A 26575-nucleotide genomic window follows, 5' to 3' on the forward strand; every position below is an offset into this window, starting at 1 on the left:
CCCAGCCAAGTAGGGGAGGGGCTGTGTTCGCCGGGGGTGGAAGGCGGCGGGAGCACACCGCAGGGTTTGAGAGAATGGGTGCATGCAATCTCTGGGCAGCTCCAAGTCATCCTCCAAACCGGCCAGGGGCGGATTCTCCATGTTCCGCATCAGTGGGCCCGGACTGATGGTCCTGGTCACCGCCTTCATCGTGGCCGTGATCTTCGCGGCCAACCAGAACGACGTCGTGGGCTGGGTAGTTGCCATCATCGCCTTCTTCTGGCTGGCACTTGCGTCCTTTGTGGTCTTCAGCATCCAGAAGGCGGCCAAGAAGGCCGGCGCCAAGCTGAGCGAAGCCCAGAATGCGTTCACCTCCGCTGCAGGGCGCGGCCCCTACGCCGCGGCAGACCAGGGTGGAACCCGGGTTGTGGCCGAGCGAGGCCAGGCTGAGGAAGTCCGCGACCTCAAGCTGGACCACTCCTTCAAGATTGTCCAGGTCCAGGTCCGCGTGGTGGAGGAGGAGCGTGCCAAGGGTGCCGCCGCCAACCAGGACACCATCCACCGGGCCCTGGAAACCATCGAGATTACGGCCACCAACGCCAGGGACATGATCAAGTCCTCGGGCGGCAGTGGAGAGCCGGTCACCGGAACCATCATCGACTAGAGTGGAGCGGGTGAGCTCGGCATTGAACAAGGACCACCTTCGCATCGCATCCGTCAACGTCAACGGCCTCCGGGCTGCGTTCAAGAACGGCATGGCGGCGTGGCTGGAGCCCCGCGAGGTGGACATCCTCTGCCTGCAGGAAGTCCGCGCCCCCGACGCAATCGTGCGCCAGCTGCTGGGCGAAGGCTGGCACATCCTGCACGCGGAAGCTGAAGCCAAAGGCCGCGCCGGCGTCGCCATCGCATCCCGTGAAGAGCCACTGGAAACCCGCAACGGCATCGGCGACGACTACTTCGCCACGGCCGGCCGCTGGGTTGAGGCCGACTTCCGCCTGCGGGACGCGGCCGGACAGCCCGTCCAGCTCACCGTGGCAAGCGCCTACGTCCACTCCGGTGAGGTGGGCACACCGAAGCAGGATGACAAATTCCGGTTCCTGGATGTCATGAGCACCCGGCTCCCGGAGCTGACCAAGCACAGCGACCATGCCCTGGTGGTGGGTGACCTCAACGTGGCCCACACCCCGCTGGACATCCGGAACTCGAAAGGCAACGTCAAGAAGGCGGGCCACCTGCCCGAAGAACGCGCTTACTTCGACAGGTTTTTCGGCGAGGAAATCGGCTGGCACGATGTCCACCGCAACCTGGCAGGACCGGTTGACGGGCCGTACACCTGGTGGTCGCAGCGCGGCAAGGCCTTTGACAATGACACCGGCTGGCGCATCGACTACCACCTGGCCACCCCGGCGCTGGCCGCCTCCGCCATCTCCGCGGTGGTGGACCGGGCGGCGTCATGGGACACCCGCTTCTCCGACCACGCCCCGCTGGTAGTGGATTACCAGCTCTGAGCCCGAAGGTTTCCTCCCAGATGACTAGCCCCACTTCGCCCGCCGCCAAGAAGCGCATCCTCTCCGGCGCCAAGCCCACCGCTGATTCCCTGCACCTGGGCAACTACATCGGTGCCGTCCGCAACTGGGTGGACATGCAGGCTGAGTACGACGCCGTTTTCTTCATCCCGGACCTGCACGCCATTACGGTTGACTTCGATCCGGCCGAGCTTGCCAAACGCACCCGGATCGTTGCCGCGCAGTACATCGCTGCGGGCATCGACCCGGACAAGAGCATCTTCTTCGTTCAGTCCCACGTGCCCGAACATGCACAGTTGGCGTGGGCATTGAACTGCATCACCGGTTTCGGCGAGGCCTCGCGCATGACCCAGTTCAAGGACAAGACCCAGAAGTCCGGTGCTGACGCCGCCACCCTGGGCCTTTTTGCCTATCCCACCCTGATGGCTGCGGACATCCTGCTGTACCAGACGGACCTGGTGCCGGTGGGTGAGGACCAGCGCCAGCACCTGGAGCTCACCCGGAACCTGGCCCAGCGCTTCAACACCCGCTTTGGTCCAACCTTCACCGTCCCGGAGGCGACCATCGTCAAGGAAAGCGCCAAGATCTACGACCTGCAGAACCCCAGCGCCAAGATGTCCAAGACCGGGGAGTCACCCAACGGGGCCATCCAACTGCTGGAGGACCCGAAGATCGCTGCCAAGCGCATCAAATCGGCAGTGACGGACGCCGGAACGGAAATACGGTTCGATACGGAGGAGAAGCCCGGCGTCTCCAACCTGCTCACCATTTACTCTTCCTTGACCGGGAAGACCGTGGCCCAGCTCGAAACTGAATACCAGGGCAAGATGTACGGCCATCTCAAGGTGGACCTTGCGGACGTGGTGGTGGACTTCATTACACCGCTTCGGAACCGCACCAACGAACTGATGGAGGATCCGGCCGAGCTGGACCGCCTGCTCGCCCACGGGGCGGAGCGGGCGCGCGAGATTGCCTCGGTTACGCTCGCCCAGGTTTACGAGCGCATGGGTTTCCTGCCGTCCCTCAGCCTCGCCGGAGTCCACTAGCGCTATGTCGTCCAGCAAAGTCACCGCAAGGGAAGGCACCCGTTCCCCCCGCCGGACGGCGGGGACACCCGCCAACCCCCACGGAGACCCAGCGGACCGTCGCGTTGTCCCGCGTGGCCGCCCGTCCCGTACGGAGGACATCAGCGTGGGCGTCATCCTTGGCTTTCCCGCCGAAATCGCGGAGGAGCTGCAGCGTTGGCGGGCGTCTTTCGGTGATCCCCTGGCCGGCGTGGTTCCGGCCCACATCACGCTGGTAACCACTACCCCTACCAAGGATTGGGAGGCCACCCGCGAGCACGTCCGCGAGGTGGCGCGCCAGCAGAGGCCCTTCAAGGTCACCATCGCCGGAACCGGAACCTTCCGTCCGGTCTCGCCCGTGGTCTTCATCAACGTTGAGGACGGCTTCGAAGACTGCGTCCACCTGCACGAAAAGCTCCAGCAGGGTCCCCTGCACCGCGAGTTGCCGTTTGCCTACCACCCGCACGTCACCATCGCCCACGATGTGCCGCCGGAAAGCCTCGACGAAGCCGAAACGGTGCTGCGGAACTACAGGGCCACCTTCCCCGTGGTTAGCATGGGACTTTACGAGCACGATGCCGACGGCATCTGGCAGCTACGGGAAGAGCTGGACTTTGGGACCCAAACTGACAACGACGGCGGCACCTGACTCACGGACCCCGTCCCGGCACCAGGCGAAACAGACTGAACACCAGCCCCTCCCCACGGATCACGCCCGCCTGAAGCTCGCGGTCATCCAGAAAAGGATGGAGTGGAACAAGGCACGGAGGGCTGGCAAAGGGCCCGTGCCCAGCCTGGTGGCCATGGTCCAGTGGCTTCTGGCCCGCCTTAACGCCCTTCGTCCCATGCGCGCCTTCCGGCACTACACGCTCCAGCACGGTCCGCTGATGAGCGCCGGCATCGGCTTCAACATGTTCTTCTCCATCACCGGCCTCCTCACCACCGGCTTCTCCATTGCCGGCCTGGTACTGCGCGGACAGCCCGCCCTCCTGGACACGATCATCGGCAGTGTTGCCCAAAGTGCGCCGGGCCTCCTCAAGGTAAATGGGGGCGAAGGGCTGGTTGACCCCCAGGACCTGCTGAACCCGGACGGGCTTGGCTGGACAGCCCTGATAGGCGCCGTGGTCACGGTCATCACGTCCCTGGGCTGGATTGCCGGACTTCGGGACGGGCTGCGCGGCGTGCTGGAACTGCCGCCGCTGCTGGTCAACCCCATCCTCCTGAAACTCCGGGATGCGGGCACCCTGGTGCTGCTGGGCGTGGCCCTGGTGATCAGCGCCGGAGCGTCCCTGGTGTTTGGAACCGCCGCCGGCTGGGTCACCGGCTTCCTGCGGCTCGATGACGCTGTTGCCGGCCCGCTCACCACATCGATCAAGATCGCAGTGCCGCTGGTCCTGAACTGGGTAACTGCCCTCATCATGTTTCGGCTGGCGGCCGGCCTGAAACTTTCCCGCCGCGCCCTGCTGGAGGGAACCATCCTGGCTGCGGTGGGCACCACGGTCCTCCAGGTGTTCAGCACCGAACTGCTGGCCGGGGCAGGGCGGAATCCCATCCTGGCGCCGTTCGCCATCATCATCGGCCTGCTGATCTGGTTCAACCTGGTGAGCCAGGCCTACCTGGTTTCAGCCGGCTGGGCGGCCGTCCGGGAGGCGGACCTGCACACCGCCTCCACAGGCCATGACAAGGGCACGTGGGGCGCCCGCCAGGTCCAGCCAGGGAAGGTGCCCGCGCATGCCGATGCCGGTGCCCCGGCTACTGCCCGGCGTCGAGGTATTGGTCGGCCCAGGCAGCAATGATGCGTGCGGCCCGCGCCGCTTGGCCTTTGCCCGTGAGCAGATGGTCGCTGCCTTCGAGGGAGACGAAGTTCCGCGGGTGGCGGGCTGTCTGGAAGATCGTACTGGCGTTTTCGATTCCCACGGTGTTGTCCGTGGGGGAGTGCAATACCATCAGCGGCTTGTGCAGCTGCTTGATGCAGTCCGTCAGGTCCGCTTTTTCCAGGTCCTCCACGAAGTGCTTGCGGATCTCCACCCGCTTCCCGCCGAGGTCCACCTCGGCACTGCCCTCACTCAGGATCTTATCCAGGGCCGCATCGAACACGTGCGCCACGTGCTTCGGCGAGAAGGGCGCCCCAACGGTAGCGACGGCGTCGAGCTCGGGAATCTCCCGTGCGGCAGCCAGGACGGCCGCGCCGCCGAAGGAGTGTCCCACCAGCAGGGAAATCTGCTTCCCCTGGCTCCGCATGAACTCAGCCGCCCTGACCGTGTCCGCCACCTTGTGGCTGAACGAGCCGGCGGACCACTCGCCTGCGGAACCGCCCAGGCCGAGGTTATCGAACCGGAGCATGCCCACGCCGCTGTCCGCCAACGCCTTGCACATCCGGGACGCGGACGGGCTGTCCTTTCCCAGCGTGAAACCGTGCGAGAAAACTCCCCAGCCCTTGACGGGCCCCTCCGGAACATCGATGATTCCCGAGAGCATCTCGCCGGTGGAGCCTTCAAAGCTGACTTTTTCGGAGCGGGACATGGCGTCCCCTTTCTTCTGTGCGCCTAAACCGGGAAACAACGACGGCGCCGTTCCCCCTTAAGTGGGGGACGGCGCCGTCGTCCGCTCAATCCTTTGTCAGATCTTGCGGGAGAGAATGGCCTGCTTGACCTCGGCGATTGCCTGGGTCACCTGGATGCCACGGGGGCATGCTTCGGAGCAGTTGAAGGTGGTGCGGCAGCGCCACACGCCTTCCTTGTCGTTGAGGATCTCCAGGCGCATGTCGCCGGCGTCATCACGGGAATCGAAGATGAAGCGGTGCGCGTTGACGATCGCGGCCGGCCCGAAGTACTGGCCGTCGGTCCAGAAGACCGGGCAGGAGGACGTGCACGCAGCACAGAGGATGCACTTGGTGGTGTCATCGAAACGCTCGCGGTCCTCGGCGGACTGCAGGCGTTCGCGGGTGGGCTCGTGCCCCTTGTTGATGAGGAACGGCATGACCTCGCGGTAGGACTGGAAGAACGGCTCCATGTCCACGATGAGGTCCTTCTCCACCGGCAGGCCCTTGATGGGCTCCACCGTGATGGGCTTGGACGTGTCCAGGTCCTTGAGGAGTGTTTTGCAGGCCAGGCGGTTGCGGCCGTTGATGCGCATGGCATCCGACCCGCACACACCGTGCGCGCAGGAGCGGCGGAAGGAGAGGGTGCCGTCCGTTTCCCATTTGACCTTGTGCAGGGCATCCAGCACACGGTCCGTGCCGTACATGGTCAGGTGGAAGTCGTCCCAGGTGGCTTCCTCGGAAACCTCCGGGTTGTACCGGCGGACGCGCAGGTGCACATCGAACGTGGGGATCTCGCCGCCACCGCCGACGCCGGCAGGCAGTTCGATCTTTGAGGCTGGCTCAGCAAGTTCAGCTGACATCTTAGTACTTCCTCACCATCGGCTCGTAGCGGGTAAAGACGACCGGCTTGGTGGCCAGGCGGATGCCGGCAATTGACTCAGCCGATCCGTCCGCCGGGGCGTGGTCATCCTTGTACGCCATGGAGTGCTTCATGAATTTTTCGTCGTTGCGGTCCGGGAAGTCCTCGCGGAAGTGTCCGCCGCGGGATTCCTCGCGGTAGAGGGCGGCCACGGTCATGACCTTGGCCAGCTCCAGGAGGAAGCCGAGCTCAACGGCCTCGAGCAGGTCAAGGTTGAAGCGCTTGCCCTTGTCCTGGACGTTGATCCGCTTGTACCGCTCCTCGAAGGAAGCGATGTCGCGGAGCACCTGGTTCAGCGTCTCCGCGGTGCGGAACACCTGCATGTTGGCGTCCATGGTGTCCTGGAGTTCCTTGCGGATCACAGCCACTTTTTCGTCGCCGGTGCCGTTGCGGGCAATATCCAGCAGTTCGGTGGTGTAGGCCAGCGGGTTCTCCGGCAGTTCCACAAAATCAGCCGTCTTGGCGTACTCAGCCGCGGCGATGCCGGCGCGCTTGCCGAACACGTTGATGTCCAGCAGCGAGTTGGTGCCCAGGCGGTTCGAGCCGTGGACAGATACGCACGCAACCTCGCCGGCTGCATACAGGCCGGGGACCACGGTGTCGTTGTCCTGCAGGACCTCGGTAGTGATGTTGGTGGGGATGCCGCCCATGGCGTAATGCGCCGTGGGGAACACCGGAACGGGCTCCGTGTAGGGCTCAACGCCGAGGTACGTGCGGGCGAACTCGGTGATGTCCGGAAGCTTGGCGTCAATGTGCGCCGGCTCCAGGTGCGTCAGGTCCAGGAGGACATAGTCCTTGTTCGGGCCGCAGCCGCGGCCTTCGCGGACCTCGTTGGCCATGGAGCGGGCAACAATGTCGCGGGGCGCCAGGTCCTTGATGGTGGGGGCGTAGCGCTCCATGAAGCGCTCACCCTCGGAGTTGCGCAGGATGGCACCTTCGCCGCGGGCCGCCTCGGAGAGGAGGATGCCCAGGCCGGCCAGGCCGGTGGGGTGGAACTGGAAGAACTCCATGTCCTCCAGGGGGATGCCGCGGCGGAAGGCGATGCCCATGCCGTCACCGGTCAAGGTGTGCGCGTTGGAGGTGGTCTTGAAGACCTTGCCGGCGCCGCCGGAGGCGAACACCACGGACTTGGCCTGGAAGACGTGCAGCTCGCCGGAAGCGAGGTCATAGGACACGACGCCGGCAACACGCTTCTGCTTGTAGGGGGTACCGTCCGCGCGGACAGCGTCCTCCTCGACAGTCAGCAGGTCCAGGACATAGTACTCGTTGTAGAACTCGACGTTGTGCTTGACGCAGTTCTGGTACAGGGTCTGCAGGATCATGTGGCCGGTGCGGTCCGCGGCGTAGCAGGCGCGGCGGACGGGGGCCTTGCCGTGGTCGCGGGTGTGCCCGCCGAACCGGCGCTGGTCAATCCGGCCTTCGGGCGTGCGGTTGAACGGCAGGCCCATCTTTTCGAGGTCAAGCACGGCGTCGATGGCTTCCTTGGCCATGACCTCGGCGGCGTCCTGGTCAACCAGGTAGTCGCCGCCCTTAACGGTGTCAAAGGTGTGCCATTCCCAGTTGTCTTCCTCGACGTTGGCAAGGGCCGCACACATGCCACCCTGCGCCGCACCGGTGTGCGAGCGGGTGGGGTAGAGCTTGGTCAGTACTGCTGTGCGGGCGCGCTGACCGGATTCGATCGCGGCGCGCATGCCAGCGCCACCGGCACCGACGATGACGACGTCGTACTTATGGACCTGCATACCAGATGCTCTTTCTCTCAAAATTCGCTATAAAACAACGGGCCGGCGTTGCCTGCGCCGCAAAACAGGGCCCGCGGTTGTACCCGCGGGCCCGGGATGGTGCCGGTGCTAGGCAGGGCAGAATCCGCCAGGCAGGGGCACACCGTCGACGACGGGGCAAGGGTTGAAGGTGAAGATCACCAGGGTGCCCAGGACAATGATGACGACGGTGGCCGAGTAGAGGACCGTCTTCAGCCAGCGGCGGGTCGAGTCCTTTTCGGCGTAGTCGTTGATGATGGTGCGCACGCCGTTGGTTCCGTGCAGCATGGCCAGCCACAGCATTGCGAGGTCCCAGAACTGCCAGAACGGATCGGCCCACTTGCCGGCCACAAAACCGAAGTCGATGGCGTGGATGCCCTCGCCGACCAGGAGGTTCACAAAGAGGTGCCCGAAGATCAGGACCACAAGGACCACGCCGGAGAGCCGCATGAAGAGCCACGCGATCATCTCGAAGTTTCCCTTGCTCCCGCCATGGCGGCGGTACTGCGGGGCGATCCGCCCGCTCATTTGTCCACTACGTGGATTTTCGATGGTTGCACTCATGGCTTAGTGCCCTCCCAGGGCGAGGGACAGGTGGCGGATGGCGAAGGCGACCATGGTGACAAGCCAGAGGGCCAGGACTGCCCACAGCATCTGCCGCTGGTACTTGGCACCCTTCTTCCAGAAGTCAACCGCGATGATCCGCAGGCCGTTAAAGGCGTGGAAGACGATGGCGGCGACAAGGCCGGTCTCGCCCAGGGCCATGAGGGGGTTCTTGTAGGCACCGATCACGGTGGTGTAGGCCTCGGGAGACACGCGCACCAAGGAGGTGTCCAATACGTGGACCAACAAGAAGAAAAAGATCACTACACCGGTAATACGGTGTCCTACCCAAGACCACATGCCTTCACGGCCGCGGTACAAGGTGCCAGCTGGTTTTGTCGGCACTGATAAACCTCCCTGCAACACAGCGGCGCTGGCATGAGATCCACGCGGGGGGAACGCCTGCTGCGAGAGCACTCGTAGCTCAGGCCTAAATCTAGGCTTCGCTGACAGCTTATTCAATTTAGGAGTTCCTTGGTGACCAGCAGTGGCGCGGAACCCACGAAATTTTGAGACAAAGGACACACTCGCCGCGGACCGGCGCCGGGAGCCTGCCATACTGCCGCCCTCCTTGGGCCGAAACCGCCTGACGGAGGGCCCAGGGCCCGTTCCGCTAAAGTAGGCGGTGATGATTACACACAAAGTGACAAGCCCGGCATCACCCCTTGACCGCTTTATCGCGGTGATCCCGGCCGGCGGCGTGGGGACCCGCCTCTGGCCCCTGTCACGCGCCGCAGCTCCCAAGTTCCTTCACGACCTCACCGGCTCGGGCAGCACGCTGCTGCGTGCCACCTACGACCGGCTGCACCCGCTCGCCGGGAGCAAGGTGCTGGTAGTCACCGGGAAGGCCCACAGGGAAGCCGTGTGCCGCCAGCTTCCGGAGGTCGGGGATTCGGATCTCGTCCTCGAATCGGAGCCGAAGGATTCCGCCGCCGCAATCGGCCTTGCCGCGGCGATCCTGCACGAGCGTGACCCGGACACCATCATGGGTTCCTTCGCCGCGGACCAGGTCATCAGCCCGGACAACCTGTTCCAGCAGGCAGTCCGCGAGGCAATCCACACCGCCGCCGCCGGCAAGATCGTGACCATCGGCATCAAGCCCACCCACCCGTCCACCGGGTTCGGTTACATCCGCTCCGGCCAGGCCCTCCACATTGAAGGCGCTCCGAGCGCCCAGGACGTGGTGGAGTTCGTTGAAAAGCCGGACGAGCAGGTAGCACAGCAGTACGTGGACAGCGGCAATTACGTCTGGAACGCGGGCATGTTCGTGGCACCCGTGGCCCTGCTGCTCAAGCACCTGGAAGCCAACCAGCCGGAGCTGTTCCGCGGCCTGCAGGAAATCGCACGGGCCTGGGACACCCCTGAGCGTGACGAGGTCACCGCCCGCGTCTGGCCCACCCTGCCGAAGATCGCCATCGACTACGCGGTGGCCGAGCCTGCCGCAGAAGCCGGGGACGTCGCCGTCGTACCTGGTTCCTTCCGCTGGGATGACGTCGGCGACTTCGCCTCCGTGGGCCGGCTCAACAGTGCCAAGGAGGTTGACGACGTCACGGTGCTGGGGGAAGGCGCGCGCGTCTTCACGGAAAACTCCAGCGGCGTGGTTGTGACCGACACCAAGCGGGTGATCGCCCTGATCGGGATCCAGGACGTGGTCATCGTGGACACGCCGGACGCGCTGCTGGTGACCACCATGGCCAACTCCCAGCGGGTCAAGGCCGCCGTTGACGCCCTCAAGGCCAGCGGCGATACAGACGTCCTCTGATGTAACGCGGCGACCGTGATGGCCGCTAATGCCGCCACCCTCGCTAGAGTGAAGCAGTGCGCAATTACACTACTGAAGCCGAGCCCACCGCCCTGGTGGCTCCGTGGCTCGAGCCGCTCCTGCCGGAACTGATCGACTTCCGCAGGGACCTGCACGCGCACCCGGAACTCTCCTTCAAGGAATTCCGCACCACCGACAAGCTTGCTGAGCGGCTTGAGGCTGCCGGCCTCACCCCCCGCCGCCTGGAGGGGACCGGACTCACCGTAGATGTGGGCGAAGGGCCCATCGCCACCGCCCTGCGCGGCGACATCGACGCCCTGCCCATCATCGAGGAGACCGGCCTGCCGTTCGCCTCGAAGAACCACGGCGTAACCCACGCCTGCGGCCACGACGTCCACACCACCACTATGCTGGGCATCGCCCTGGTGCTGCACCGGATGCACCAGGACGAGCCGCTGGGCGCCACTGTCCGCATCATCTTCCAGCCGGCCGAGGAAACCATGCCCGGCGGCGCCCACTCCTGCATCGAGCAGGGCGTGCTGGACGGCGTGCCGCGGATCCTCGCCCTGCACTGCGATCCCCGGATCGACGTGGGCAAAATCGGGACGCGCATCGGCGCCATCACGTCCGCCTCGGACACCATCCGGATCGAACTTTCCGGCCGCGGCGGCCACACGTCGCGCCCGCACCTGACCGAGGAACTGGTGTTCGCGCTCGCCCAGATTGCGGTGAACGTGCCCGCCGTCCTCTCCCGCCGCGTGGATGTCCGCAGCGGCGTGTCCGTGGTGTGGGGACAGATCTCCGCAGGTTCAGCACCCAATGCGATTCCCGGCACCGGCTACATGGCAGGAACCATGCGGTGCCTGGACCGCGACGCGTGGCATGAAGCCGGAGAGCTCCTTGACGAGGTTGTCCACCAGGTGGCTGCGCCCTACGGCGTGGACGTGCGCCTGGAACACACCAGGGGAGTGCCGCCGGTGGTGAACTCGGAGCATGAGACCGCCATCATCGAGGCGGCTGCCCGCGCCGAAATCGGGGAAAGCGCCGTGGTGCTGACGCCGCAGTCCATGGGCGGGGAGGACTTCGCCTGGTTCCTGGCCGAACTTCCCGGAGCCATGATGCGCCTGGGCACCAAGACGCCCGGCGGCGAGGAATACGACCTCCACCGCGGGGACTACATCGTGGACGAGCGGGCCCTCGGCCTGGGCATCCGGGTTCTTACCGCAGCGGCGCTGCGCACCATCCGCGACCTGTAATCCGAGGGGCGGACGCCGCCGTCGTACCTCCTGCGCGCTTCGAGGGCGGCTGAGGGCACAAGTAAGTTGTGCACAACTTACTTGTGCCCTATGGTTGAACCATGACTGATGCCCCGCGGCTGGACCGCCAGGTTTGCTTCGCGCTCTATTCCGCCTCCAGGGCCGCCACCGCCGTCTACCGTCCGGTCCTTGAGGAACTGGGCCTGACCTATCCGCAGTACCTGGTGATGCTGGTGCTCTGGGAGAACGAACCGCGCGGCGTGAAGGAAATCGGCGAGGAACTCGGTTTGGACTCCGGCACCCTTTCGCCGCTGCTGAAGCGGCTGGAAGCCCTGGGGCTGGTGGAGCGCCGCCGCTCGGGCGAGGATGAACGGCGCGTAGCCATCCACCTGACCACCGCGGGCCGCAGCCTGAGCGGCCCCGCGGCAGCCATCCCGCAGCGGCTGGCGGATGCCGCCGGACTTTCCGCCGCGGAGCTCGAGCAGCTGCGCCGGACGCTCGGCAAGCTCACCGCCGCCCTCCATGCGGCCCACTGACGCATCGTCGACATTTCTCCCACCCCTACAAGGACGGATTTACCGTGAAGACTCTTTACACTGCCCAGGCCCTTGCCTCGGGCGAAGGGCGCGACGGCACCGCGCGCACCAGCGACGGCAAGCTTGACGTCAGCCTCGCCAGCCCCGTGGAGCTCGGCGGAACGGGCCAGGGCACCAACCCGGAGCAGCTCTTCGCCGCCGGCTACGCCGCGTGCTTCCACTCGGCACTCCGACTGGTGGGCCGCAAGGAACGCGCCGACCTGACGGATTCCGCCGTTGCCGCCAAAGTGCACCTGGGCCAGCTGGACGGCGCCGGCCTCGGGCTCGCCGCTGAACTGGAAGTGGCGCTCCCTGCCATGGACCTGGCAGCCGCCGGGGAGCTGGTGGCCAAGGCGCACGAAATCTGCCCCTACTCCAACGCCACCCGCGGCAACATCACCGTTGACATCAAGATCCTGGAGTTCGCCGTATGAGCCTTCCCGCAACCGCCCGCGAAATCCAGCTCGCCTCCCGCCCGGTGGGCCGGCCCGTGCCGGGGAACTTCCGACTGGCTGAAGCGCGGCTGCCCGAACTCCGTGACGGCGAGGTCCTGGTGCGGAACCTGTTCATGTCCGTCGACCCGTACATGCGTGGGCGCATGAATGACGTGAAGTCCTATGCAGCGCCCTTCGCCCTGGATAAAGCGCTCGACGGCGGCGCGGTGGGTGAGGTGGTCGCGTCCCGTTCCGGCGGGCTCAAGGAGGGGGACGTCGTCGTGCATTCCCTTGGGTGGCGCGACTATGCGGTGGTGGACGCGGCCGCCACGAAAACTGTCCGCACGGACCTGGCGCCGGCGTCGGCCTTCCTCGGCGCGCTGGGCATGACCGGACTCACCGCCTACGCAGGGTTGCTCAAAGTAGCCGAGTTCAGCCCGGGAGACGCGGTCTTTGTCTCCGGCGCAGCAGGAGCCGTCGGTTCGCTCGTAGGCCAGATAGCAAAGGCAATGGGAGCCTCCCGCGTCATCGGCTCGGCAGGTTCGCCGGCCAAAGTGGCTCGGCTCCTCGAGCTGGGCTTCGACGCAGCCTTCGATTACCACGACGGGCCCGTACGCGGCCAGCTCGAAAAGGCCGCCGGCCCCGGCGGCATCGACGTCTATTTCGACAACGTGGGCGGCGAGCACCTCGAGGCGGCATTGGCCGTCCTCAACGTGGGCGGGCGCGTGGCAATGTGCGGGGCCATTGCCCAGTACAACTCCACCGAACCGACGCCTGCGCCCCGCAACCTGATGCTGGCCATCGGCAAGCAGCTCACGCTCAAGGGCTTCCTGGTGGGCGGCCAGCGGCAGCATGCCGCGGAGTTCGCGGGAAAGATGGCGGGCTGGCTGGCTGACGGCACCGTCCGCTATGACGAGACGATCGTGGACGGGCTGGAGAACGCCCCGCAGGCGTTCATGGACCTCCTGGACGGGGCGAACACCGGGAAGATGCTGGTCCGCCTTTAGCCAGGTGCCGCCACAACCGGCGGCCCTGAAACACCAGTGGGGGTGCCGCTTGGGGGCGGTGCCCCTACTGGTTGGTAACAACTTGTAAACAATCTTCGGGATAGCCTGCGGCCGTGCTGATGGGACGTGGCGCAGGCCACTAAAGTGGGTGGCATCAGTGCGCTCCGGCGCAGCGCTGCGTGCCCTCAGTGAAAACAGAATTTCAGTGCAGAAACGGACACTCATTGAATTCGAGCCGTAGCGCCACTCTCTTCATCCTGGAGGAAAATTGAAGAACTCACTGCGTGCAGGTTTCAAGCGCGGTTCAGTTGCGGGACTGGCCACGATGGGCGCCACCGCGCTCGTGCTGGCCGGCTGTGGTGCGCCCCCCGAGGCGGGCAGCGGCTCGACAGCCGGGGCCAGCGACTACACCGGCTGCATCGTGTCCGACTCCGGCGGATTCGATGACCAGTCCTTCAACCAGTCCTCCTACGAGGGCCTCAAGAAGGCCGAGAAGGACCTGGGCATCAAGGTCAACCAGGTGGAGTCCAAGACCAACAACGACTTCGAACCCAACCTCCGCGCGATGGTCACCGCAGGGTGCGACCTCACCGTCACTGTGGGCTTCCTGCTGGGCGACGCCACCAAGGCACAGGCCACGGCCAACCCGGACAGCCACTTCGCCATCATCGACTTCGGCTACGCGACGCCCATCAGCAACGTCAAGCCGATCATCTATGACACCGCCCAGGCAGCCTTCCTTGCCGGCTACCTCGCCGCAGGGACCACCAAGACCGGGACGGTTGCCACGTTCGGCGGCATCAAGCTCCCCACCGTCACCATCTTCATGGACGGCTACGCTGACGGCGTGAAGTACTACAACGAAAAGAAGGGCAAGGACGTCAAGCTCCTTGGCTGGAACAAGGAAGCCCAGGACGGCAGCTTCACCGGCGACTTCGAGAAGCAGGACGTCGGCAAGCAGCTGACCCAGAACTTCCTGGACCAGGGCGCGGACATCGTGATGCCCGTGGCCGGTCCGGTCGGCAAGGGCGCGGGCTCCGCCCTCAAGGAAGCCAAGGCCGCCGGCAAGGACGTCAAGCTGATCTGGGTTGACTCCGACGGCTTCCTCACGGCGCCTGACTACAAGGACATCATGCTCTCCTCAGTCATGAAGCAGATGGGCGACGCCGTGGAGGCAGTCGTCAAGGAGGACAAGGAAGGCAAGTTCAGCAACACGCCGTACGTTGGCACCCTGGCCAACGAGGGCGTCCAGCTGGCGCCGTTCCACGACCTCGACTCCCAGGTCCCGGCCGAACTGAAGTCCGAGCTGGACCAGATCAAGAAGGACATCATCGACGGCAAGCTGAAGGTCGAGTCCGCGGCAAGCCCCAAGGCCTGACCCCCGCCTGAGCGCCACCCCCGGCCGGTTACCGACTGGCCGGGCGGTGGCGCTTTTTTGCTGGCTGCCCCTACCGGGCCGCAGCCTGCCTTTCCCATCACTGCACCCACTAGGCTTGGTGCTGCAGCCACATGTCCCGTCCGGTCGATCACCGGACGCATCGAGATTGGTCAGAGTTTTGAAACTTGAACTCAGAGGGATTACTAAACGCTTTGGCACCCTGGTGGCCAACGACCACATCGACGTGGTGGTGGAGCCCGGACAGATCCACTGCCTGCTGGGTGAGAACGGGGCGGGGAAATCCACCCTCATGAATGTGCTGTACGGGCTTTACGAGCCGTCCGAGGGCGAGATCCTTGTTGACGGCAAACCTGTTTCCTTCCGCGGGCCGGGGGACGCCATGGCGGCGGGCATCGGGATGGTGCACCAGCACTTCATGCTGGTCCCTGTCTTCACCGTCGCCGAGAACGTGGCGCTCGGCGCCGAGCCCACCAAGGCGGCCGGCTTCCTCAACCTGGACGAAACGCGCCGCCGGATCAAGGAGATCTCGGACCAGTACGGTTTCGACGTGGACCCGGACGCCCTGGTGGAGGACCTGCCGGTGGGCGTGCAGCAACGCGTGGAAATCATCAAGGCACTGGTCCGCAACGCCAAGGTCCTCATCCTGGACGAACCCACCGCCGTCCTGACACCGCAGGAAACGGACGAGCTGCTGGACATCATGCGCCAGCTCAAGTCCGGCGGAACGTCCATCGTCTTCATTTCCCACAAGCTGCGGGAAGTGAAGGCAGTCTCGGACACCATCACGGTGATCCGCCGCGGCAAAGTGGTTGGCACCGCTGACCCTGCGGCGTCCACTACCGAACTGGCCTCCATGATGGTGGGCCGTGCAGTCAACCTCAAACTGGACAAGGCGCCGGCCCAGCCGAAGGAGAAGACTTTCGAGGTCCGGGACCTCACCGTCATCGCCCCCAACGGCCAGCACGTAGTGGACGGCCTGAGTTTTGAGATAGCCCGGGGCGAGATCCTGGCGATTGCCGGCGTCCAGGGGAATGGCCAGACCGAGCTGACGGAGGCGATCCTGGGCCTGCAGGACCGGGTGCACGGTTCCATCCTGCTGGATGGGCAGGAGCTCGTGGGCCGCAGCGTCAAGGAGGTGCTGAACGCAGGCGTGGGCTTCGTGCCCGAGGACCGCTCCGTTGACGGCCTTATCGGCACTTTTTCGATTGCCGAGAACCTGATTTTGGACCGGTACGATCAAGCCCCCTTTGCCAATGGCATCAGCATGAGCCCGGCCAAGGTGCTGGAAAACGCCAATAGCCGGATCGAGGAATTCGATGTCCGGACCCCTTCAGGAGCCCTTGCTGCCGGAACGCTTTCCGGCGGCAACCAGCAGAAGGTGGTGATGGCCCGCGAACTCTCCCGGCCGCTGCGCCTGTTTATCGCTTCCCAGCCCACCCGTGGCGTGGACGTGGGATCCATCGAATTCCTGCACAAGCGGATCGTGGCTGAACGCGACCACGGAACGCCCGTCATGATCGTCTCCACGGAGCTTGACGAGGTGATGGAACTGGCCGACAGGATTGCCGTGCTCTACAAGGGCAAACTGGTGGGCGTGGTTCCGGCCGGAACCAGCCGAGACGTCCTGGGCCTCATGATGGCCGGCATCCCGCCGGAGGAACATCCCGCGCCAACAGGCAGTGAACACAGTTCCGCCGCCACCACGGCTTCCGCATCCGACGCCGAAGGAGGCGACCATGTCTGACACGCATTCCCCCAAGCACGCCGCCGGCGAGCCCGGCCCCGAAGCGCAGGAGCCCGCCGCGACGGATGACCGGACGGCCGCCGTCGTATCCGTTGATACCGCCGGCGGTGCCATGGGACCTTCCGCAGTTCCCGCCACCGCGCAAAGCGGGAAGATCCCCGGCGGTCCCGATACTGTGCTCCGGAAAATCTTCACCGGCAGCGGCATGGTCTCCGTCCTGGCGGTCCTGCTGGCCCTCATTATCGGCGGGCTGCTCATCGCCAGCACGGACAAGCAGGTGGCCACCACCTCCACATACCTCTTCGCGCGGCCCACCGACTTCCTCTCTGCCGTCTGGAACGCGGCCACGCGGTCCTACGTCGCCTTGTTCCAGGGCTCGGTCTTCAACCCCCGCGGCAACAGCCTTGCGGCCCAATTCGCGCCGTTCATGGAGACCCTCACCATCGCCACCCCGCTCATCACGGCGGGCCTGGGCGTGGCACTGGCCTTCCGCGCCGGGCTGTTCAACATCGGCGCCCAAGGCCAGATCATCGTGGCAGGCATCCTGGCCGCCTGGGTTGGTTTCGCGCTCGACCTGCCGATGGGCCTGCACCTGCTCCTGGTCCTGGTGGCCGGGATCATCGGCGGGGCCTTCTGGGGCGGGCTGGTCGGGCTCCTCAAAGCCCGCACCGGGGCCCACGAGGTCATCCTGACCATCATGTTCAACTACATCGCGCTGTACTTCCTGCGGTACCTGCTGAACACACCGGCGTTCCAGCGGCCGGGGGAGTCGAACCCCATCTCGCCCATCCTGGACCCCACAGCGGTCTACCCGCAGATCTTCGGCACCCAGTACCGGCTCCACCTCGGCTTCCTCCTGGCCATCGCCGCCACCGTCCTGGTTTGGTGGCTCCTGAACCGGTCCACCGTCGGCTTCGAATTCCGCGCAGTTGGGGCAAACCCCAAGGCGGCGCAGACGGCGGGCATCAACGTGTCCCGCTCCACCATCCTGGTGATGGCCCTCGCCGGCGGGCTGGCGGGCATGTCCGGCGTCGCGCAGGTGGCGGGCACCGAGAAGGTCCTCACCGACGGCGTTGCCGCCACCTATGGCTTTGATGCCATCACAGTGGCCCTGCTGGGGCGTTCGACGCCGTGGGGCACCTTCGCTGCCGGCCTGCTGTTCGGCGCCTTCCGCGCGGGGGCAGTCCAGATGCAGATCCAGACCGGCACGCCCATCGACATCGTCCTGGTGGTCCAGTCCCTGATCGTGCTCTTTATCGCAGCACCGCCCCTCGTCAGGGCCGTGTTCGGCCTCAATCCGCAGCGCAGGAAGCCGGCCAAGGCCGCCAAGTCCCGCAAGGCAGCAACCACCGGAGGTGCAGCATGAGCACAACAGTTTCCTCGCCCCGCTCCGGAAAGCCGCAGCCGAAGGACGCCTCAACGAAGGCAGGTTCCGCCGTCTCCACCAAACCCGTCACCTGGCGGACGCCGGCGATGCTCGCGGCCTTCGGCCTGATCGCCCTGGTGTTCTTTGGCCTCATGGCCCCCAACCAGACCGCCAGTTTTGGCATCTCCACCGGGGAGGACTTCTTCCAGCTGCCAGCCCTCGCGGTCAATGCGGCCGCCGGAGGCATCGTGCTGTCCATCCTCCTGCTGGGGCTCGCCGCCTATGCGGTGTACCTCAAGACCAAGGGCATGCCGGCCCCGGGCTGGTTGACGGTGACGTTCATCGTCCTGTTCGTGGCCGCGTTCCTCATCTGGGTGGTGGGCGGCGCCCGCACCCCGAACATCTCCCTGGCGGGCCTCATCGCCGGCTCGGTGACCCTCGCCGTTCCGCTGGTATTCGGATCACTGTCCGGTGTCCTCTGCGAACGGGTGGGCGTGGTCAATATCGCCATCGAAGGCCAGCTGCTGGGCGGCGCCTTCACCGCCGCCATTGTGGCCAGCATGACCCGGAACCCGTTCATCGGCCTGCTGGCGGCCGCTGTGGCCGGCGCGGTGGTATCCATGGTGCTGGCACTGTTCAGCATCAAGTACCTGGTGAACCAAATCATCGTGGGCGTTGTCCTGAATGTGCTGGTTTCGGGCGTGACCGGGTTCCTCTTCAGCACGGTCATGCAGGCGAACAAGGCGCAGTTCAACTCGCCGCCGGGGCTGGACATCATCGAAATTCCCGTCCTGTCCAGCATCCCCGTCATCGGCCCCATCCTCTTCCGGCAGTCCCTGGTGGGCTACCTCATGTACATCGCCGTCCTGGTGGTATGGGTGGGCCTGTTCAAGACGCGCTGGGGCCTCCGGGTGCGGGCCGTCGGCGAACACCCGCAGGCCGCCGACACCCTGGGCATCAACGTGAATGCCACCAGGTTCTGGAACGTCACCCTTGGCGGGGCGGTTGCCGGCATCGGCGGTTCGTTCTTCACCCTGGTGGCGATCGACAGCTTTACCAAAGAGATCTCCGGCGGCCGCGGCTTCATAGCCCTGGCGGCCCTGATCTTCGGCCGGTGGAACCCGATCGGAGCCTTCTTCGCAGCCCTCCTCTTCGGGTTCGCGGACAACCTCCAGAGCATCGTCACGATCATCGGCACACCCGTTCCAAGCCAGTTCATGGCCATGCTTCCGTACCTGGTGACCGTCCTTGCCGTGGCCGGGCTGGTGGGCAGATCCCGGGGGCCGGCGGCCAGCGGCATCCCCTATGTCAAGGGCTGACGGCGTGGACAGCACTACGAGCGCAGGCACGGCACAGGCGATCGACTGGGCCGTGCTGGAAGCCGCCGCCGTCGCCGCCATGCGCCACGCCTACGTTCCCTACTCGAAGTTCCCGGTGGGCGCGGCGGCACTGACCGACGACGGCCGCGTCGTGAGCGGCTGCAATGTTGAGAATGCCAGCTACGGCCTCACCCTCTGCGCCGAGTGCGCACTGGTGGGCAACCTGCACATGACCGGCGGCGGGCTGCTGCGCGCCTTTTACTGCGTGGATGGAAGCGGCAATGTCCTCATGCCCTGCGGCCGCTGCCGCCAGTTGCTGTACGAGTTCCGCGGCCCGGGCATGGAGCTCATGACCACCCAAGGCATCAAGTCCATGGACCAGGTGTTGCCCGACGCCTTCGGTCCCGAACACCTGAAGGAAGCACAGTGACTCACAAGGTGACAGAGACCCGCGCAGTGGACAACATTGCCGAACCGTTCGATGCCGTCGACATCATCCGCATCAAACGGGACAAGGGCACCCTCAGCCCGGAGCAGATCGACTGGACCATCGACGCCTACACCCGCGGCGCCATCGCGGACGAGCAAATGGCAGCCCTGAACATGGCCATCCTGCTCAACGGCATGGACCGCACCGAGATCGCCCGGTGGACGGCCGCCATGATCGCCTCTGGTGAACGGATGGACTTCTCCAGCCTCCGCAGGCCCGACGGCGGCCTGAAGTACACGTCGGACAAGCACTCCACCGGCGGGGTGGGGGACAAGATCACCCTGCCGCTCGCGCCTTTGGTTGCGGTCTTCGGGGTTGCCGTTCCGCAGCTCTCCGGCCGGGGCCTTGGCCACACCGGCGGCACCCTGGACAAGCTCGAATCCATCCCGGGCTGGCGCGCCAACCTTTCCAATGACGAGATCCTGGCCCAGCTCCAGGACGTCGGTGCCGTCATCTGCGCGGCGGGCGCGGGGCTGGCCCCGGCGGACAGGAAGCTTTACGCGCTGCGGGACGTCACCGGCACGGTTGAAGCCATTCCCTTGATTGCCTCCTCCATCATGAGCAAGAAGATTGCGGAGGGGACCGGGTCACTGGTCCTGGACGTCAAGGTGGGCAGTGGCGCGTTCATGAAGGATGAGGCCAGGGCCCGCGAGCTTGCCGAGACCATGGTGGCGCTCGGCAAGGACGCGGGAGTGAACACCGTGGCACTGCTGACCAACATGGACACCCCGCTGGGTCTGACCGCGGGCAACGCCATCGAGGTCGAAGAATCCGTGGAGGTGCTGGCCGGCGGCGGCCCGGAGGACGTGGTGGAGCTGACTGTCAGGCTCGCCGAGGAAATGCTCGCCTCCGCAGGAGTGTCCGGCGCCGATCCGGCCGCCGCCCTCAAGGACGGCCGCGCCATGGACGTCTGGAACCGCATGATCGAGGCCCAGGGCGGCGACCCGCGGGCCAAGCTCCCGGTGGCCCGTGAGTCCGAGGTTGTCTACGCCCCCGCGGACGGGGTGCTCGTGGAACTGGATGCCCTGGCCGTGGGTGTGGCAGCCTGGCGCCTGGGAGCCGGACGTGCCCGCAAGGAGGACGCCGTGCAGGCGGGCGCCGGCGTCCGCATGCATGCCAAGCCCGGCGCCGTGGTCCGGGCCGGTGAGCCCCTGATGACCCTGCTCACTGACACGCCCGAACGGTTCGCGCGGGCCAGGGAGGCGTTGGAGCATGCGGTGGTCATTGCGCCCGAGGGATCCCGGCCCGCGCAGCGGCTGGTCATCGACCGAATAGCATAGTGATCCATGCAGGCCATCAATGACTTCATCCTCGCCGCAGCCGGGCAGCCCTGGGTGTTGGTCCTGGTGCTGGCCTGCTGCGTCATTGACGGCTTCTTTCCGCCCATCCCCAGCGAATCGGTGGTGGTGGGCCTCGCAGCTGTTGCCGCCACCGCCGACGTTCCCAACCCCTGGGTCCTGATGCTGGTGGCGGCGCTGGGGGCCTTTTCGGGGGACAACATCGCCTACCTGATCGGCCGCAGGGTTGGCACCAGGAGATGGGGATGGATGCGGAACTCCCGGATGCAGAGCGCCTTCCGGTGGGCAGGCCGGGAACTGCGGAAGCGCCCGGCCTCGCTCATCCTCGTGGCCAGGTTCGTTCCGATCGGCAGGGTGGCAGTGAACCTCACCGCGGGCTTCACGCATTATCCCCACCTGCGTTTCATCGGCCTCACCGTTCTTTCGGCGACTCTCTGGGCCGGGTACTCCGTGGGGATCGGGCTGTTTTTCGGGCAGTGGTTCGAGGACAACCACCTCTTGGGGGCAGCCATCGCCATTGTGTGCGCCGTGGCCCTGGGGATCGTGGTGGACATGGTCATCAACCGCCTGCGCCGGAGGCCTCCGATGGTGGAGCGGATGAAGGAACCGGAAGCGTAGCTGAAGCGTTGTTCCGTAAAGGCCAGGGCGTAGCGAATCGCGCCTTGGCCGTGGGACACTAAGTAACGATTTCCGCCTTTGGCTGCGTCACCTACGGCTACGCCATTTTGCATAGGAGCAAGACCCGCGTGGAGTTTATTAATGAGGCCGTGCTCCATGCAGCTGGTCAGTGGTGGATTTACCCCATACTGCTCGTGTTCTTTTTCGTTGACGGCTTCGCGATGGTGGTCCCCAGCGAGACCCTGATCGTGGCGCTGGCGGCCTTTTCCCGGCACAGCGGTGAACCCAATCTTTGGATCCTTGGCCTGACGGCCCTGGTGGGGGCCATCGCCGGGGACAACATGGCGTTTATGCTCGGCCGGCGGATCGGCCTTGACCGGTGGAAGTGGATGCGCCGCCCCAAGGTCCAGAAGGCCTTCGGCTGGGCCCGCTACGAGCTGGAAAAACGCGGCGCCGTGCTGATTTTTACCGCCCGCTACATCCCGTGGGGCCGGGTGGCCGTCAACTACGTTGCCGGGAGTACGGGCTTCGCCCACCGCCGTTTCTTCCTGCTGGACGCCTTCGCCTGCATCACCTGGGTGGGCTACTCGATCGGCATCGGCCTGCTGGCCAGTTCCTTCCCCTGGCTCCACCACAACCCGCTGCTCAGCGCGGGCATAGCAGTGGTGTTCGCCATCGTGCTCGGAATCGTCATTGACCACGTCCTGCGCTGGTGGCACAAGCACCTGGCCCGGAACGACGCCGAAGAGGTTGATGAGTGGCTTGACGGCGGTCCTTCCGGCGCCCGGGACCCGGCCAACGGCAGCTCCGCCATCCTCGCTCCCGCGGCCCGGGACGGCAAACCTGCCGCGAATTAGCGGCTGGCTTTGAACTCCTGCCCACCCTAAGGTGGGAACGTGACTGAGCCCATTGTTGACGCTGCCCCTGCCATCGATTTCGACCTGAAGAACCTGCCCAAGGTCTCCCTCCACGACCACCTGGACGGAGGACTGCGTCCGGCCACCATCATCGAGCTGGCCGAAGCCGTTGGCCACACGCTTCCTTCCACCGATCCCGTGGCGCTGGGCGAATGGTTCCGGGAGTCCGCAAACTCCGGTTCGCTGGTCCGCTACCTCGAAACGTTTGACCACACGGTGGCCGTCATGCAGACCCACGAAGGCCTGTACCGGGTGGCCAAGGAGTTCGTAGAGGACCTCGCCGACGACGGCGTGGTGTACGGAGAAGTGCGGTGGGCCCCTGAGCAGCACCTCCAGAAGGGCCTCACGCTGGACCAGGCCGTGGAGGCGGTGCAGGAAGGGCTTGAAGCAGGCGTCGAAGCCGTAGGGGAGAGCGGACGCGAGATCCAGGTGGGCCAGCTCATCACCGCAATGCGCCACGCAGACCGCGGCCAGGAAATCGCCGAGCTCGCCGTCCGCCACCGCAACAAGGGCGCCGTCGGCTTCGACATCGCCGGAGCCGAGGACGGCTTCCTGCCCTCCCGCTTCCGGGACGCCTTCACCTACCTGGCGCAGCAGAACTTCCCGGCCACCGTGCACGCCGGCGAGGCAGCAGGGCTGGAAAGCATCCAGTCCGCCCTGGTGGACGGCCGCGCCCTGCGACTCGGCCACGGCGTCCGGCTTGCCGAGGACATCATGGTGGAGTTCGACGACGACGCAGAGGAGACGATCGGCCTGGTCACCCTGGGCGACCTCTCCAGCTGGATCCGCGACCGCGGCATCGCCCTGGAAATCTGCCCCTCCTCCAACCTCCAGACGGGTGCGATCGCCGGATTCGGCGAGGGCATCGAAAGCCACCCCCTGGACATGCTCTACCAGCTGGGCTTCAACGTCACCATCAACACCGACAACCGGCTGATGAGCGGCGTCACCCTGACGGACGAGTTTGAACTGCTGGTGGAAACCTTCGACTACGACCTCGATGACCTGCTGGAGCTGACCCTCAACGCAGCGGAAGCTGCCTTCCTGCCGCTCGAGGAGAAGGAAGCGCTGGTGGAGTACATCAACGACACCTACGCGAACCTTGGCTGAAACACCCGCGGAGAGACTGGTGACGGTCATAGCGCAACTTCGCGAGCACTGCCCCTGGATGGGTGCCCTGACCCATGCTTCCCTGGTGGAATACCTGCTGGAAGAAGCGTTCGAGGTGGCAGAGACCATCGAGGCCGGCGTGCCCGGGGAGAAGGACTCCGATGCCGAGCTCCAGGGCGAGCTGGGCGACGTCCTGCTCCAGGTGGTGCTGCACGCCCGGCTCGCCGAGGAACGCGGCGCCTTCACGTTCGACGACGTCGCACGCGGCCTGGGTGCCAAGATGGTCCGGCGCAACCCGCACGTGTTCCGCCCTGACGGCTCGCTGCAGGACACCTTTCCCGCCACGGTGCGGGAGATCGTGCAGAAGTGGGATGCCGTGAAGCGGGCGGAGCGTCCGGAGCGGCGGGATCCGTTCGAGGGCATTCCCCAGGCGCTCCCCGCGCTGGCCCGGGCGCAAAAGTCGATCGACCGCGCGGCCAGGGCCGGGGCAGCCTTGCCGCCCACCGCTCCCATTCCCGAAACGGAAGAAGAACTCGGCGAGATGCTGCTTGCCGTCGTAAATTCCGCCCACGCAGGCGGATTCGATGCCGAGCGCGCCCTCCGGGGCGCGGTCCGGCGTTACCAGCAGCGCGTGGCCCCGGCGCAACCACCAGGGGTAGCCGCGCCATCATGACGTCCGGGGGCTGGATAGTTTTCCGTAACCCGCACCACTCTCGACTACGCTGGTCTGTGACGAGTACGTCGAGTCTTTCTGCAAGATCCCCCCGTTAATCGCCCATAAGGAGCAAATTCATGGCGCTTATCGATGCCATCCACGCCCGCGAAATCCTCGATTCCCGCGGCAACCCGACCGTAGAAGTTGAGGTCCTGCTCTCCGACGGCCAGATCGGCCGCGCCGCAGTTCCCTCCGGTGCTTCCACCGGCGAGCACGAGGCTGTTGAACTGCGCGACGGCGACAAGGGCCGTTACCTCGGCAAGGGCGTCCAGAAGGCTGTTGACGCGATCATCGACCAGATCGCTCCGGCCCTGACCGGCTTCGACGCCACCGACCAGCGCAGTATCGACCAGGCCATGCTGGACCTGGACGGCACCCCGAACAAGGGCAAGCTGGGCGCCAACGCCATCCTGGGTGTTTCCCTGGCCGTCGCCAACGCAGCCGCCGCCTCCGCGGACCTGCCCCTCTACAAGTACCTCGGCGGACCGAACGCGCACGTCCTGCCCGTGCCGCTCATGAACATCCTCAACGGCGGCTCCCACGCGGATTCCGACGTCGACATCCAGGAATTCATGGTTGTCCCGCTGGGTGCCGAGACCTTCTCCGAGGGCCTGCGCTGGGGCGTTGAGGTCTACCACGCGCTCAAGTCCGTCCTGAAGGAAAAGGGCCTCGCCACCGGCCTGGGCGACGAAGGCGGCTTCGCGCCGAACCTGCCGTCCAACCGTGCGGCCCTGGATCTGATCCAGGAAGCCATCAAGAACGCCGGCTACACCCCGGGCAAGGACATTGCACTGGCCCTGGACGTTGCCTCCTCCGAGTTCTTCACCGACGGCGCCTACCAGTTCGAAGGCAAGGCCCTGACGTCCGCCGAAATGAGCGCCTACTACGCCGAGCTTGTGGCGGACTACCCGCTGGTCTCCATTGAGGACCCGCTGGACGAGAACGACTGGGACGGCTGGAAGACCCTCACCGATTCCATCGGCGACAAGGTCCAGCTGGTGGGCGACGACCTCTTCGTCACGAACCCGTCCATCCTGCAGCGCGGCATCGACACCAAGACCGCCAACTCGCTGCTGGTGAAGGTCAACCAGATCGGCTCCCTGACCGAAACGCTGGACGCCGTCAGCCTGGCCCAGCGCGCCGGCTACACCACCATCACCTCGCACCGCTCCGGCGAAACCGAGGACACCACCATCGCCGACATCTCGGTGGCCACCAACGCCGGCCAGATCAAGACCGGCGCCCCGGCCCGCTCCGAGCGCGTGGCCAAGTACAACCAGCTGCTGCGCATCGAAGAGGAACTCGACGACGCCGCCCGCTACGCCGGCCGCAGCGCCTTCCCGCGTTTCAAGGGCTAGTAGCCGCGTAAAGCAAACAACGGTGGCTATGGTTGAAAGACCATAGCCACCGTTGCTGTTTCGGCAGCACTTGTTCCAGCCCAGATAGTGGCGGCCCCGGCAGGCTGCGCGTTTCAGGAGTGTCATGGCTACCCGCCGTCCCAAAGTTCCCAAGGTCGCCCCATCACGTTCCACAAAGGAAGCTTCCGGGGGCGCGGACGTCATCCGCGCGGACTTCGGCCCGGGCAAGGACATCAAGGCCGGCGGGGCTGCGGGCCCACAGCCTGGCAGCGCACAACCGGCCAATCCCCCAGCCGGACGCCGGGAACAGGCTTCCCGCAAGGGAACCGAACAGGCAAGCCGCAAGGGGAGCAGCGCCACCGCCGACAAGGCAGGCCCGGCTGGTCCCGCAGACGACGAAGACCAGCAGCCGGTACCGGCCAAGGCCTTCTCCGGCCGGATGCTCGCCCTTGCCGTGGTGATGATTGCCATCACCATCATGCTGGCGCCCACGGTCAAGATCTTCTTCGACAAAAAGGCCGAGATCGACGCGCTGAACGCCGATATCGCTGCCCGCCAGGCGGAAGGCGACATCCTGCGCCAGCAGGTCTCCCGCTGGCAGGACCCCAACTACGTGAAGCAGCAGGCCCGGGACCGCATTAACATGGTTATGCCGGGAGAAACCGGCTACTGGGTCTTCGGCAGCGATCTGCCGGCCGGAGAAACCAGCAGCCAGGCCGGCGCAGCAGCACAAGACCCCGCCGATCTGCCGTGGGTGGATTCCCTGTGGGAGTCCATCACGCGCGCGGCTACAGACTGAACCGCAAAAGGAAGG

The 26575-nt window shown here is 65.7% G+C and carries 27 protein-coding genes; 22 read left to right on the top strand and 5 right to left on the bottom strand.

Features of this window, described 5'->3' with window-relative positions:
• The first annotated feature begins 82 nt into the window (after window positions 1–82).
• The 5 genes from KTR40_RS05495 (at window position 83) to KTR40_RS05515 (ending at window position 4365) form a co-directional block, all read left to right on the top strand.
• Complete coding sequence (locus KTR40_RS05495) at window positions 83–643, top strand: hypothetical protein (RefSeq protein WP_228405542.1); 561 nt, start codon at window positions 83–85, stop codon at window positions 641–643.
• 10 nt (window positions 644–653) lie between these two features.
• Window positions 654–1487 (top strand): exodeoxyribonuclease III, encoded by an 834-nt coding sequence (locus KTR40_RS05500; protein ID WP_139028473.1) that lies wholly within the window; start codon window positions 654–656, stop codon window positions 1485–1487.
• Window positions 1488–1507: 20 nt separating this feature from the next.
• On the top strand, window positions 1508–2551 hold the full coding sequence (trpS, locus tag KTR40_RS05505; RefSeq protein ID WP_228405543.1) for a tryptophan--tRNA ligase: 1044 nt from the start codon (window positions 1508–1510) through the stop codon (window positions 2549–2551).
• 4 nt (window positions 2552–2555) lie between these two features.
• Complete coding sequence (locus KTR40_RS05510) at window positions 2556–3218, top strand: 2'-5' RNA ligase family protein (RefSeq protein WP_228405544.1); 663 nt, start codon at window positions 2556–2558, stop codon at window positions 3216–3218.
• Window positions 3219–3372: 154 nt separating this feature from the next.
• Complete coding sequence (locus KTR40_RS05515) at window positions 3373–4365, top strand: YihY/virulence factor BrkB family protein (protein ID WP_228405545.1); 993 nt, start codon at window positions 3373–3375, stop codon at window positions 4363–4365.
• Here the strand turns inward: KTR40_RS05515 and KTR40_RS05520 are convergent.
• The 5 genes from KTR40_RS05520 to sdhC form a co-directional block, all read right to left on the bottom strand.
• On the bottom strand, window positions 4322–5092 hold the full coding sequence (locus tag KTR40_RS05520; protein ID WP_139028475.1) for a S9 family peptidase: 771 nt from the start codon (window positions 5090–5092) through the stop codon (window positions 4322–4324). The genes KTR40_RS05515 and KTR40_RS05520 overlap by 44 nt on opposite strands.
• Window positions 5093–5188: 96 nt before the next feature.
• Window positions 5189–5971: a succinate dehydrogenase iron-sulfur subunit gene (locus KTR40_RS05525; protein WP_139028476.1), complete on the bottom strand. Its 783-nt coding sequence runs from the start codon at window positions 5969–5971 to the stop codon at window positions 5189–5191.
• A gap of 1 nt (window position 5972) precedes the next feature.
• Window positions 5973–7772: a succinate dehydrogenase flavoprotein subunit gene (gene sdhA / locus KTR40_RS05530; RefSeq protein ID WP_139028477.1), complete on the bottom strand. Its 1800-nt coding sequence runs from the start codon at window positions 7770–7772 to the stop codon at window positions 5973–5975.
• Between the two features lie 108 nt (window positions 7773–7880).
• Window positions 7881–8354: a succinate dehydrogenase hydrophobic membrane anchor subunit gene (locus KTR40_RS05535; RefSeq protein ID WP_139028478.1), complete on the bottom strand. Its 474-nt coding sequence runs from the start codon at window positions 8352–8354 to the stop codon at window positions 7881–7883.
• Between the two features lie 3 nt (window positions 8355–8357).
• Complete coding sequence (sdhC, locus tag KTR40_RS05540) at window positions 8358–8693, bottom strand: succinate dehydrogenase, cytochrome b556 subunit (RefSeq protein WP_240793632.1); 336 nt, start codon at window positions 8691–8693, stop codon at window positions 8358–8360.
• Between the two features lie 328 nt (window positions 8694–9021).
• Between sdhC and KTR40_RS05545 the strand changes: the two genes are divergently transcribed.
• The 17 genes from KTR40_RS05545 to KTR40_RS05625 all read left to right on the top strand — a co-directional run bounded on the left by KTR40_RS05545 (window position 9022) and on the right by KTR40_RS05625 (window position 26560).
• On the top strand, window positions 9022–10155 hold the full coding sequence (locus KTR40_RS05545; RefSeq protein WP_228405546.1) for a mannose-1-phosphate guanylyltransferase: 1134 nt from the start codon (window positions 9022–9024) through the stop codon (window positions 10153–10155).
• A gap of 56 nt (window positions 10156–10211) precedes the next feature.
• Complete coding sequence (locus KTR40_RS05550) at window positions 10212–11411, top strand: amidohydrolase (protein ID WP_228405547.1); 1200 nt, start codon at window positions 10212–10214, stop codon at window positions 11409–11411.
• Window positions 11412–11512: 101 nt separating this feature from the next.
• Window positions 11513–11947 carry a MarR family winged helix-turn-helix transcriptional regulator gene (locus tag KTR40_RS05555; RefSeq protein WP_228405548.1) on the top strand — a complete coding sequence of 145 codons (435 nt, stop codon included), beginning with the start codon at window positions 11513–11515 and terminating at the stop codon, window positions 11945–11947.
• Between the two features lie 44 nt (window positions 11948–11991).
• Entirely contained in the window at window positions 11992–12420 is a 429-nt protein-coding gene (locus KTR40_RS05560) for an organic hydroperoxide resistance protein (protein WP_228405549.1), read from the top strand.
• Window positions 12417–13427 carry an NADP-dependent oxidoreductase gene (locus KTR40_RS05565; RefSeq protein ID WP_228405550.1) on the top strand — a complete coding sequence of 337 codons (1011 nt, stop codon included), beginning with the start codon at window positions 12417–12419 and terminating at the stop codon, window positions 13425–13427. Before KTR40_RS05560 ends, KTR40_RS05565 begins: the two co-directional genes overlap by 4 nt.
• Before the next feature lie 268 nt (window positions 13428–13695).
• Window positions 13696–14805: a BMP family protein gene (locus KTR40_RS05570; RefSeq protein WP_228405551.1), complete on the top strand. Its 1110-nt coding sequence runs from the start codon at window positions 13696–13698 to the stop codon at window positions 14803–14805.
• A 178-nt stretch (window positions 14806–14983) separates the two neighbouring features.
• Window positions 14984–16570 (top strand): ABC transporter ATP-binding protein, encoded by a 1587-nt coding sequence (locus KTR40_RS05575; protein WP_228405552.1) that lies wholly within the window; start codon window positions 14984–14986, stop codon window positions 16568–16570.
• The gene (locus KTR40_RS05580) at window positions 16563–17936 is read left to right on the top strand and encodes an ABC transporter permease (protein WP_228405553.1); all 1374 of its coding nucleotides are present in this window, start codon (window positions 16563–16565) and stop codon (window positions 17934–17936) included. The genes KTR40_RS05575 and KTR40_RS05580 overlap by 8 nt, the downstream gene beginning before the upstream one ends.
• Window positions 17933–19255 (top strand): ABC transporter permease, encoded by a 1323-nt coding sequence (locus tag KTR40_RS05585; RefSeq protein WP_228405554.1) that lies wholly within the window; start codon window positions 17933–17935, stop codon window positions 19253–19255. Before KTR40_RS05580 ends, KTR40_RS05585 begins: the two co-directional genes overlap by 4 nt.
• On the top strand, window positions 19242–19685 hold the full coding sequence (locus KTR40_RS05590) for a cytidine deaminase (protein ID WP_370633173.1): 444 nt from the start codon (window positions 19242–19244) through the stop codon (window positions 19683–19685). Before KTR40_RS05585 ends, KTR40_RS05590 begins: the two co-directional genes overlap by 14 nt.
• Entirely contained in the window at window positions 19682–21025 is a 1344-nt protein-coding gene (locus KTR40_RS05595; protein WP_228405556.1) for a thymidine phosphorylase, read from the top strand. The genes KTR40_RS05590 and KTR40_RS05595 overlap by 4 nt, the downstream gene beginning before the upstream one ends.
• Window positions 21026–21031: 6 nt before the next feature.
• Window positions 21032–21661 carry a DedA family protein gene (locus KTR40_RS05600; RefSeq protein ID WP_228405557.1) on the top strand — a complete coding sequence of 210 codons (630 nt, stop codon included), beginning with the start codon at window positions 21032–21034 and terminating at the stop codon, window positions 21659–21661.
• A gap of 128 nt (window positions 21662–21789) precedes the next feature.
• Complete coding sequence (locus KTR40_RS05605; protein WP_228405558.1) at window positions 21790–22518, top strand: DedA family protein; 729 nt, start codon at window positions 21790–21792, stop codon at window positions 22516–22518.
• A gap of 39 nt (window positions 22519–22557) precedes the next feature.
• Window positions 22558–23688 (top strand): adenosine deaminase, encoded by a 1131-nt coding sequence (locus tag KTR40_RS05610; RefSeq protein ID WP_228405559.1) that lies wholly within the window; start codon window positions 22558–22560, stop codon window positions 23686–23688.
• A 58-nt stretch (window positions 23689–23746) separates the two neighbouring features.
• Window positions 23747–24361 (top strand): MazG nucleotide pyrophosphohydrolase domain-containing protein, encoded by a 615-nt coding sequence (locus KTR40_RS05615; protein ID WP_139028780.1) that lies wholly within the window; start codon window positions 23747–23749, stop codon window positions 24359–24361.
• Between the two features lie 119 nt (window positions 24362–24480).
• On the top strand, window positions 24481–25761 hold the full coding sequence (gene eno / locus KTR40_RS05620) for a phosphopyruvate hydratase (RefSeq protein WP_139028492.1): 1281 nt from the start codon (window positions 24481–24483) through the stop codon (window positions 25759–25761).
• A gap of 124 nt (window positions 25762–25885) precedes the next feature.
• A complete protein-coding gene (locus tag KTR40_RS05625; protein WP_228405560.1) occupies window positions 25886–26560 on the top strand; it encodes a septum formation initiator family protein in 675 nt (224 codons plus the stop codon).
• Window positions 26561–26575 lie beyond the last annotated feature (15 nt).

It is taken from the genome of Pseudarthrobacter sp. L1SW (assembly GCF_020809045.1).
In the GTDB taxonomy this organism is placed as follows: Bacteria; Actinomycetota; Actinomycetes; order Actinomycetales; family Micrococcaceae; genus Arthrobacter.

Bases quoted from the DNA above. Each gene is read 5' to 3' on its own strand.
- KTR40_RS05495 (WP_228405542.1), top strand. From the start codon at position 83: ATGCAATCTCTGGGCAGCTCCAAGTCATCCTCCAAACCGGCCAGGGGC.
- trpS (WP_228405543.1), top strand. From the start codon at position 1,508: ATGACTAGCCCCACTTCGCCCGCCGCCAAGAAGCGCATCCTCTCCGGC.
- KTR40_RS05510 (WP_228405544.1), top strand. From the start codon at position 2,556: ATGTCGTCCAGCAAAGTCACCGCAAGGGAAGGCACCCGTTCCCCCCGC.
- KTR40_RS05515 (WP_228405545.1), top strand. From the start codon at position 3,373: ATGGTCCAGTGGCTTCTGGCCCGCCTTAACGCCCTTCGTCCCATGCGC.
- KTR40_RS05520 (WP_139028475.1), bottom strand. From the start codon at position 5,092: ATGTCCCGCTCCGAAAAAGTCAGCTTTGAAGGCTCCACCGGCGAGATG.
- KTR40_RS05525 (WP_139028476.1), bottom strand. From the start codon at position 5,971: ATGTCAGCTGAACTTGCTGAGCCAGCCTCAAAGATCGAACTGCCTGCC.
- sdhA (WP_139028477.1), bottom strand. From the start codon at position 7,772: ATGCAGGTCCATAAGTACGACGTCGTCATCGTCGGTGCCGGTGGCGCT.
- KTR40_RS05535 (WP_139028478.1), bottom strand. From the start codon at position 8,354: ATGAGTGCAACCATCGAAAATCCACGTAGTGGACAAATGAGCGGGCGG.
- sdhC (WP_240793632.1), bottom strand. From the start codon at position 8,693: ATGTGGTCTTGGGTAGGACACCGTATTACCGGTGTAGTGATCTTTTTC.
- KTR40_RS05545 (WP_228405546.1), top strand. From the start codon at position 9,022: ATGATTACACACAAAGTGACAAGCCCGGCATCACCCCTTGACCGCTTT.
- KTR40_RS05555 (WP_228405548.1), top strand. From the start codon at position 11,513: ATGACTGATGCCCCGCGGCTGGACCGCCAGGTTTGCTTCGCGCTCTAT.
- KTR40_RS05565 (WP_228405550.1), top strand. From the start codon at position 12,417: ATGAGCCTTCCCGCAACCGCCCGCGAAATCCAGCTCGCCTCCCGCCCG.
- KTR40_RS05580 (WP_228405553.1), top strand. From the start codon at position 16,563: ATGTCTGACACGCATTCCCCCAAGCACGCCGCCGGCGAGCCCGGCCCC.
- KTR40_RS05585 (WP_228405554.1), top strand. From the start codon at position 17,933: ATGAGCACAACAGTTTCCTCGCCCCGCTCCGGAAAGCCGCAGCCGAAG.
- KTR40_RS05590 (WP_370633173.1), top strand. From the start codon at position 19,242: ATGTCAAGGGCTGACGGCGTGGACAGCACTACGAGCGCAGGCACGGCA.
- KTR40_RS05600 (WP_228405557.1), top strand. From the start codon at position 21,032: ATGCAGGCCATCAATGACTTCATCCTCGCCGCAGCCGGGCAGCCCTGG.
- KTR40_RS05615 (WP_139028780.1), top strand. From the start codon at position 23,747: ATGGGTGCCCTGACCCATGCTTCCCTGGTGGAATACCTGCTGGAAGAA.
- eno (WP_139028492.1), top strand. From the start codon at position 24,481: ATGGCGCTTATCGATGCCATCCACGCCCGCGAAATCCTCGATTCCCGC.
- KTR40_RS05625 (WP_228405560.1), top strand. From the start codon at position 25,886: ATGGCTACCCGCCGTCCCAAAGTTCCCAAGGTCGCCCCATCACGTTCC.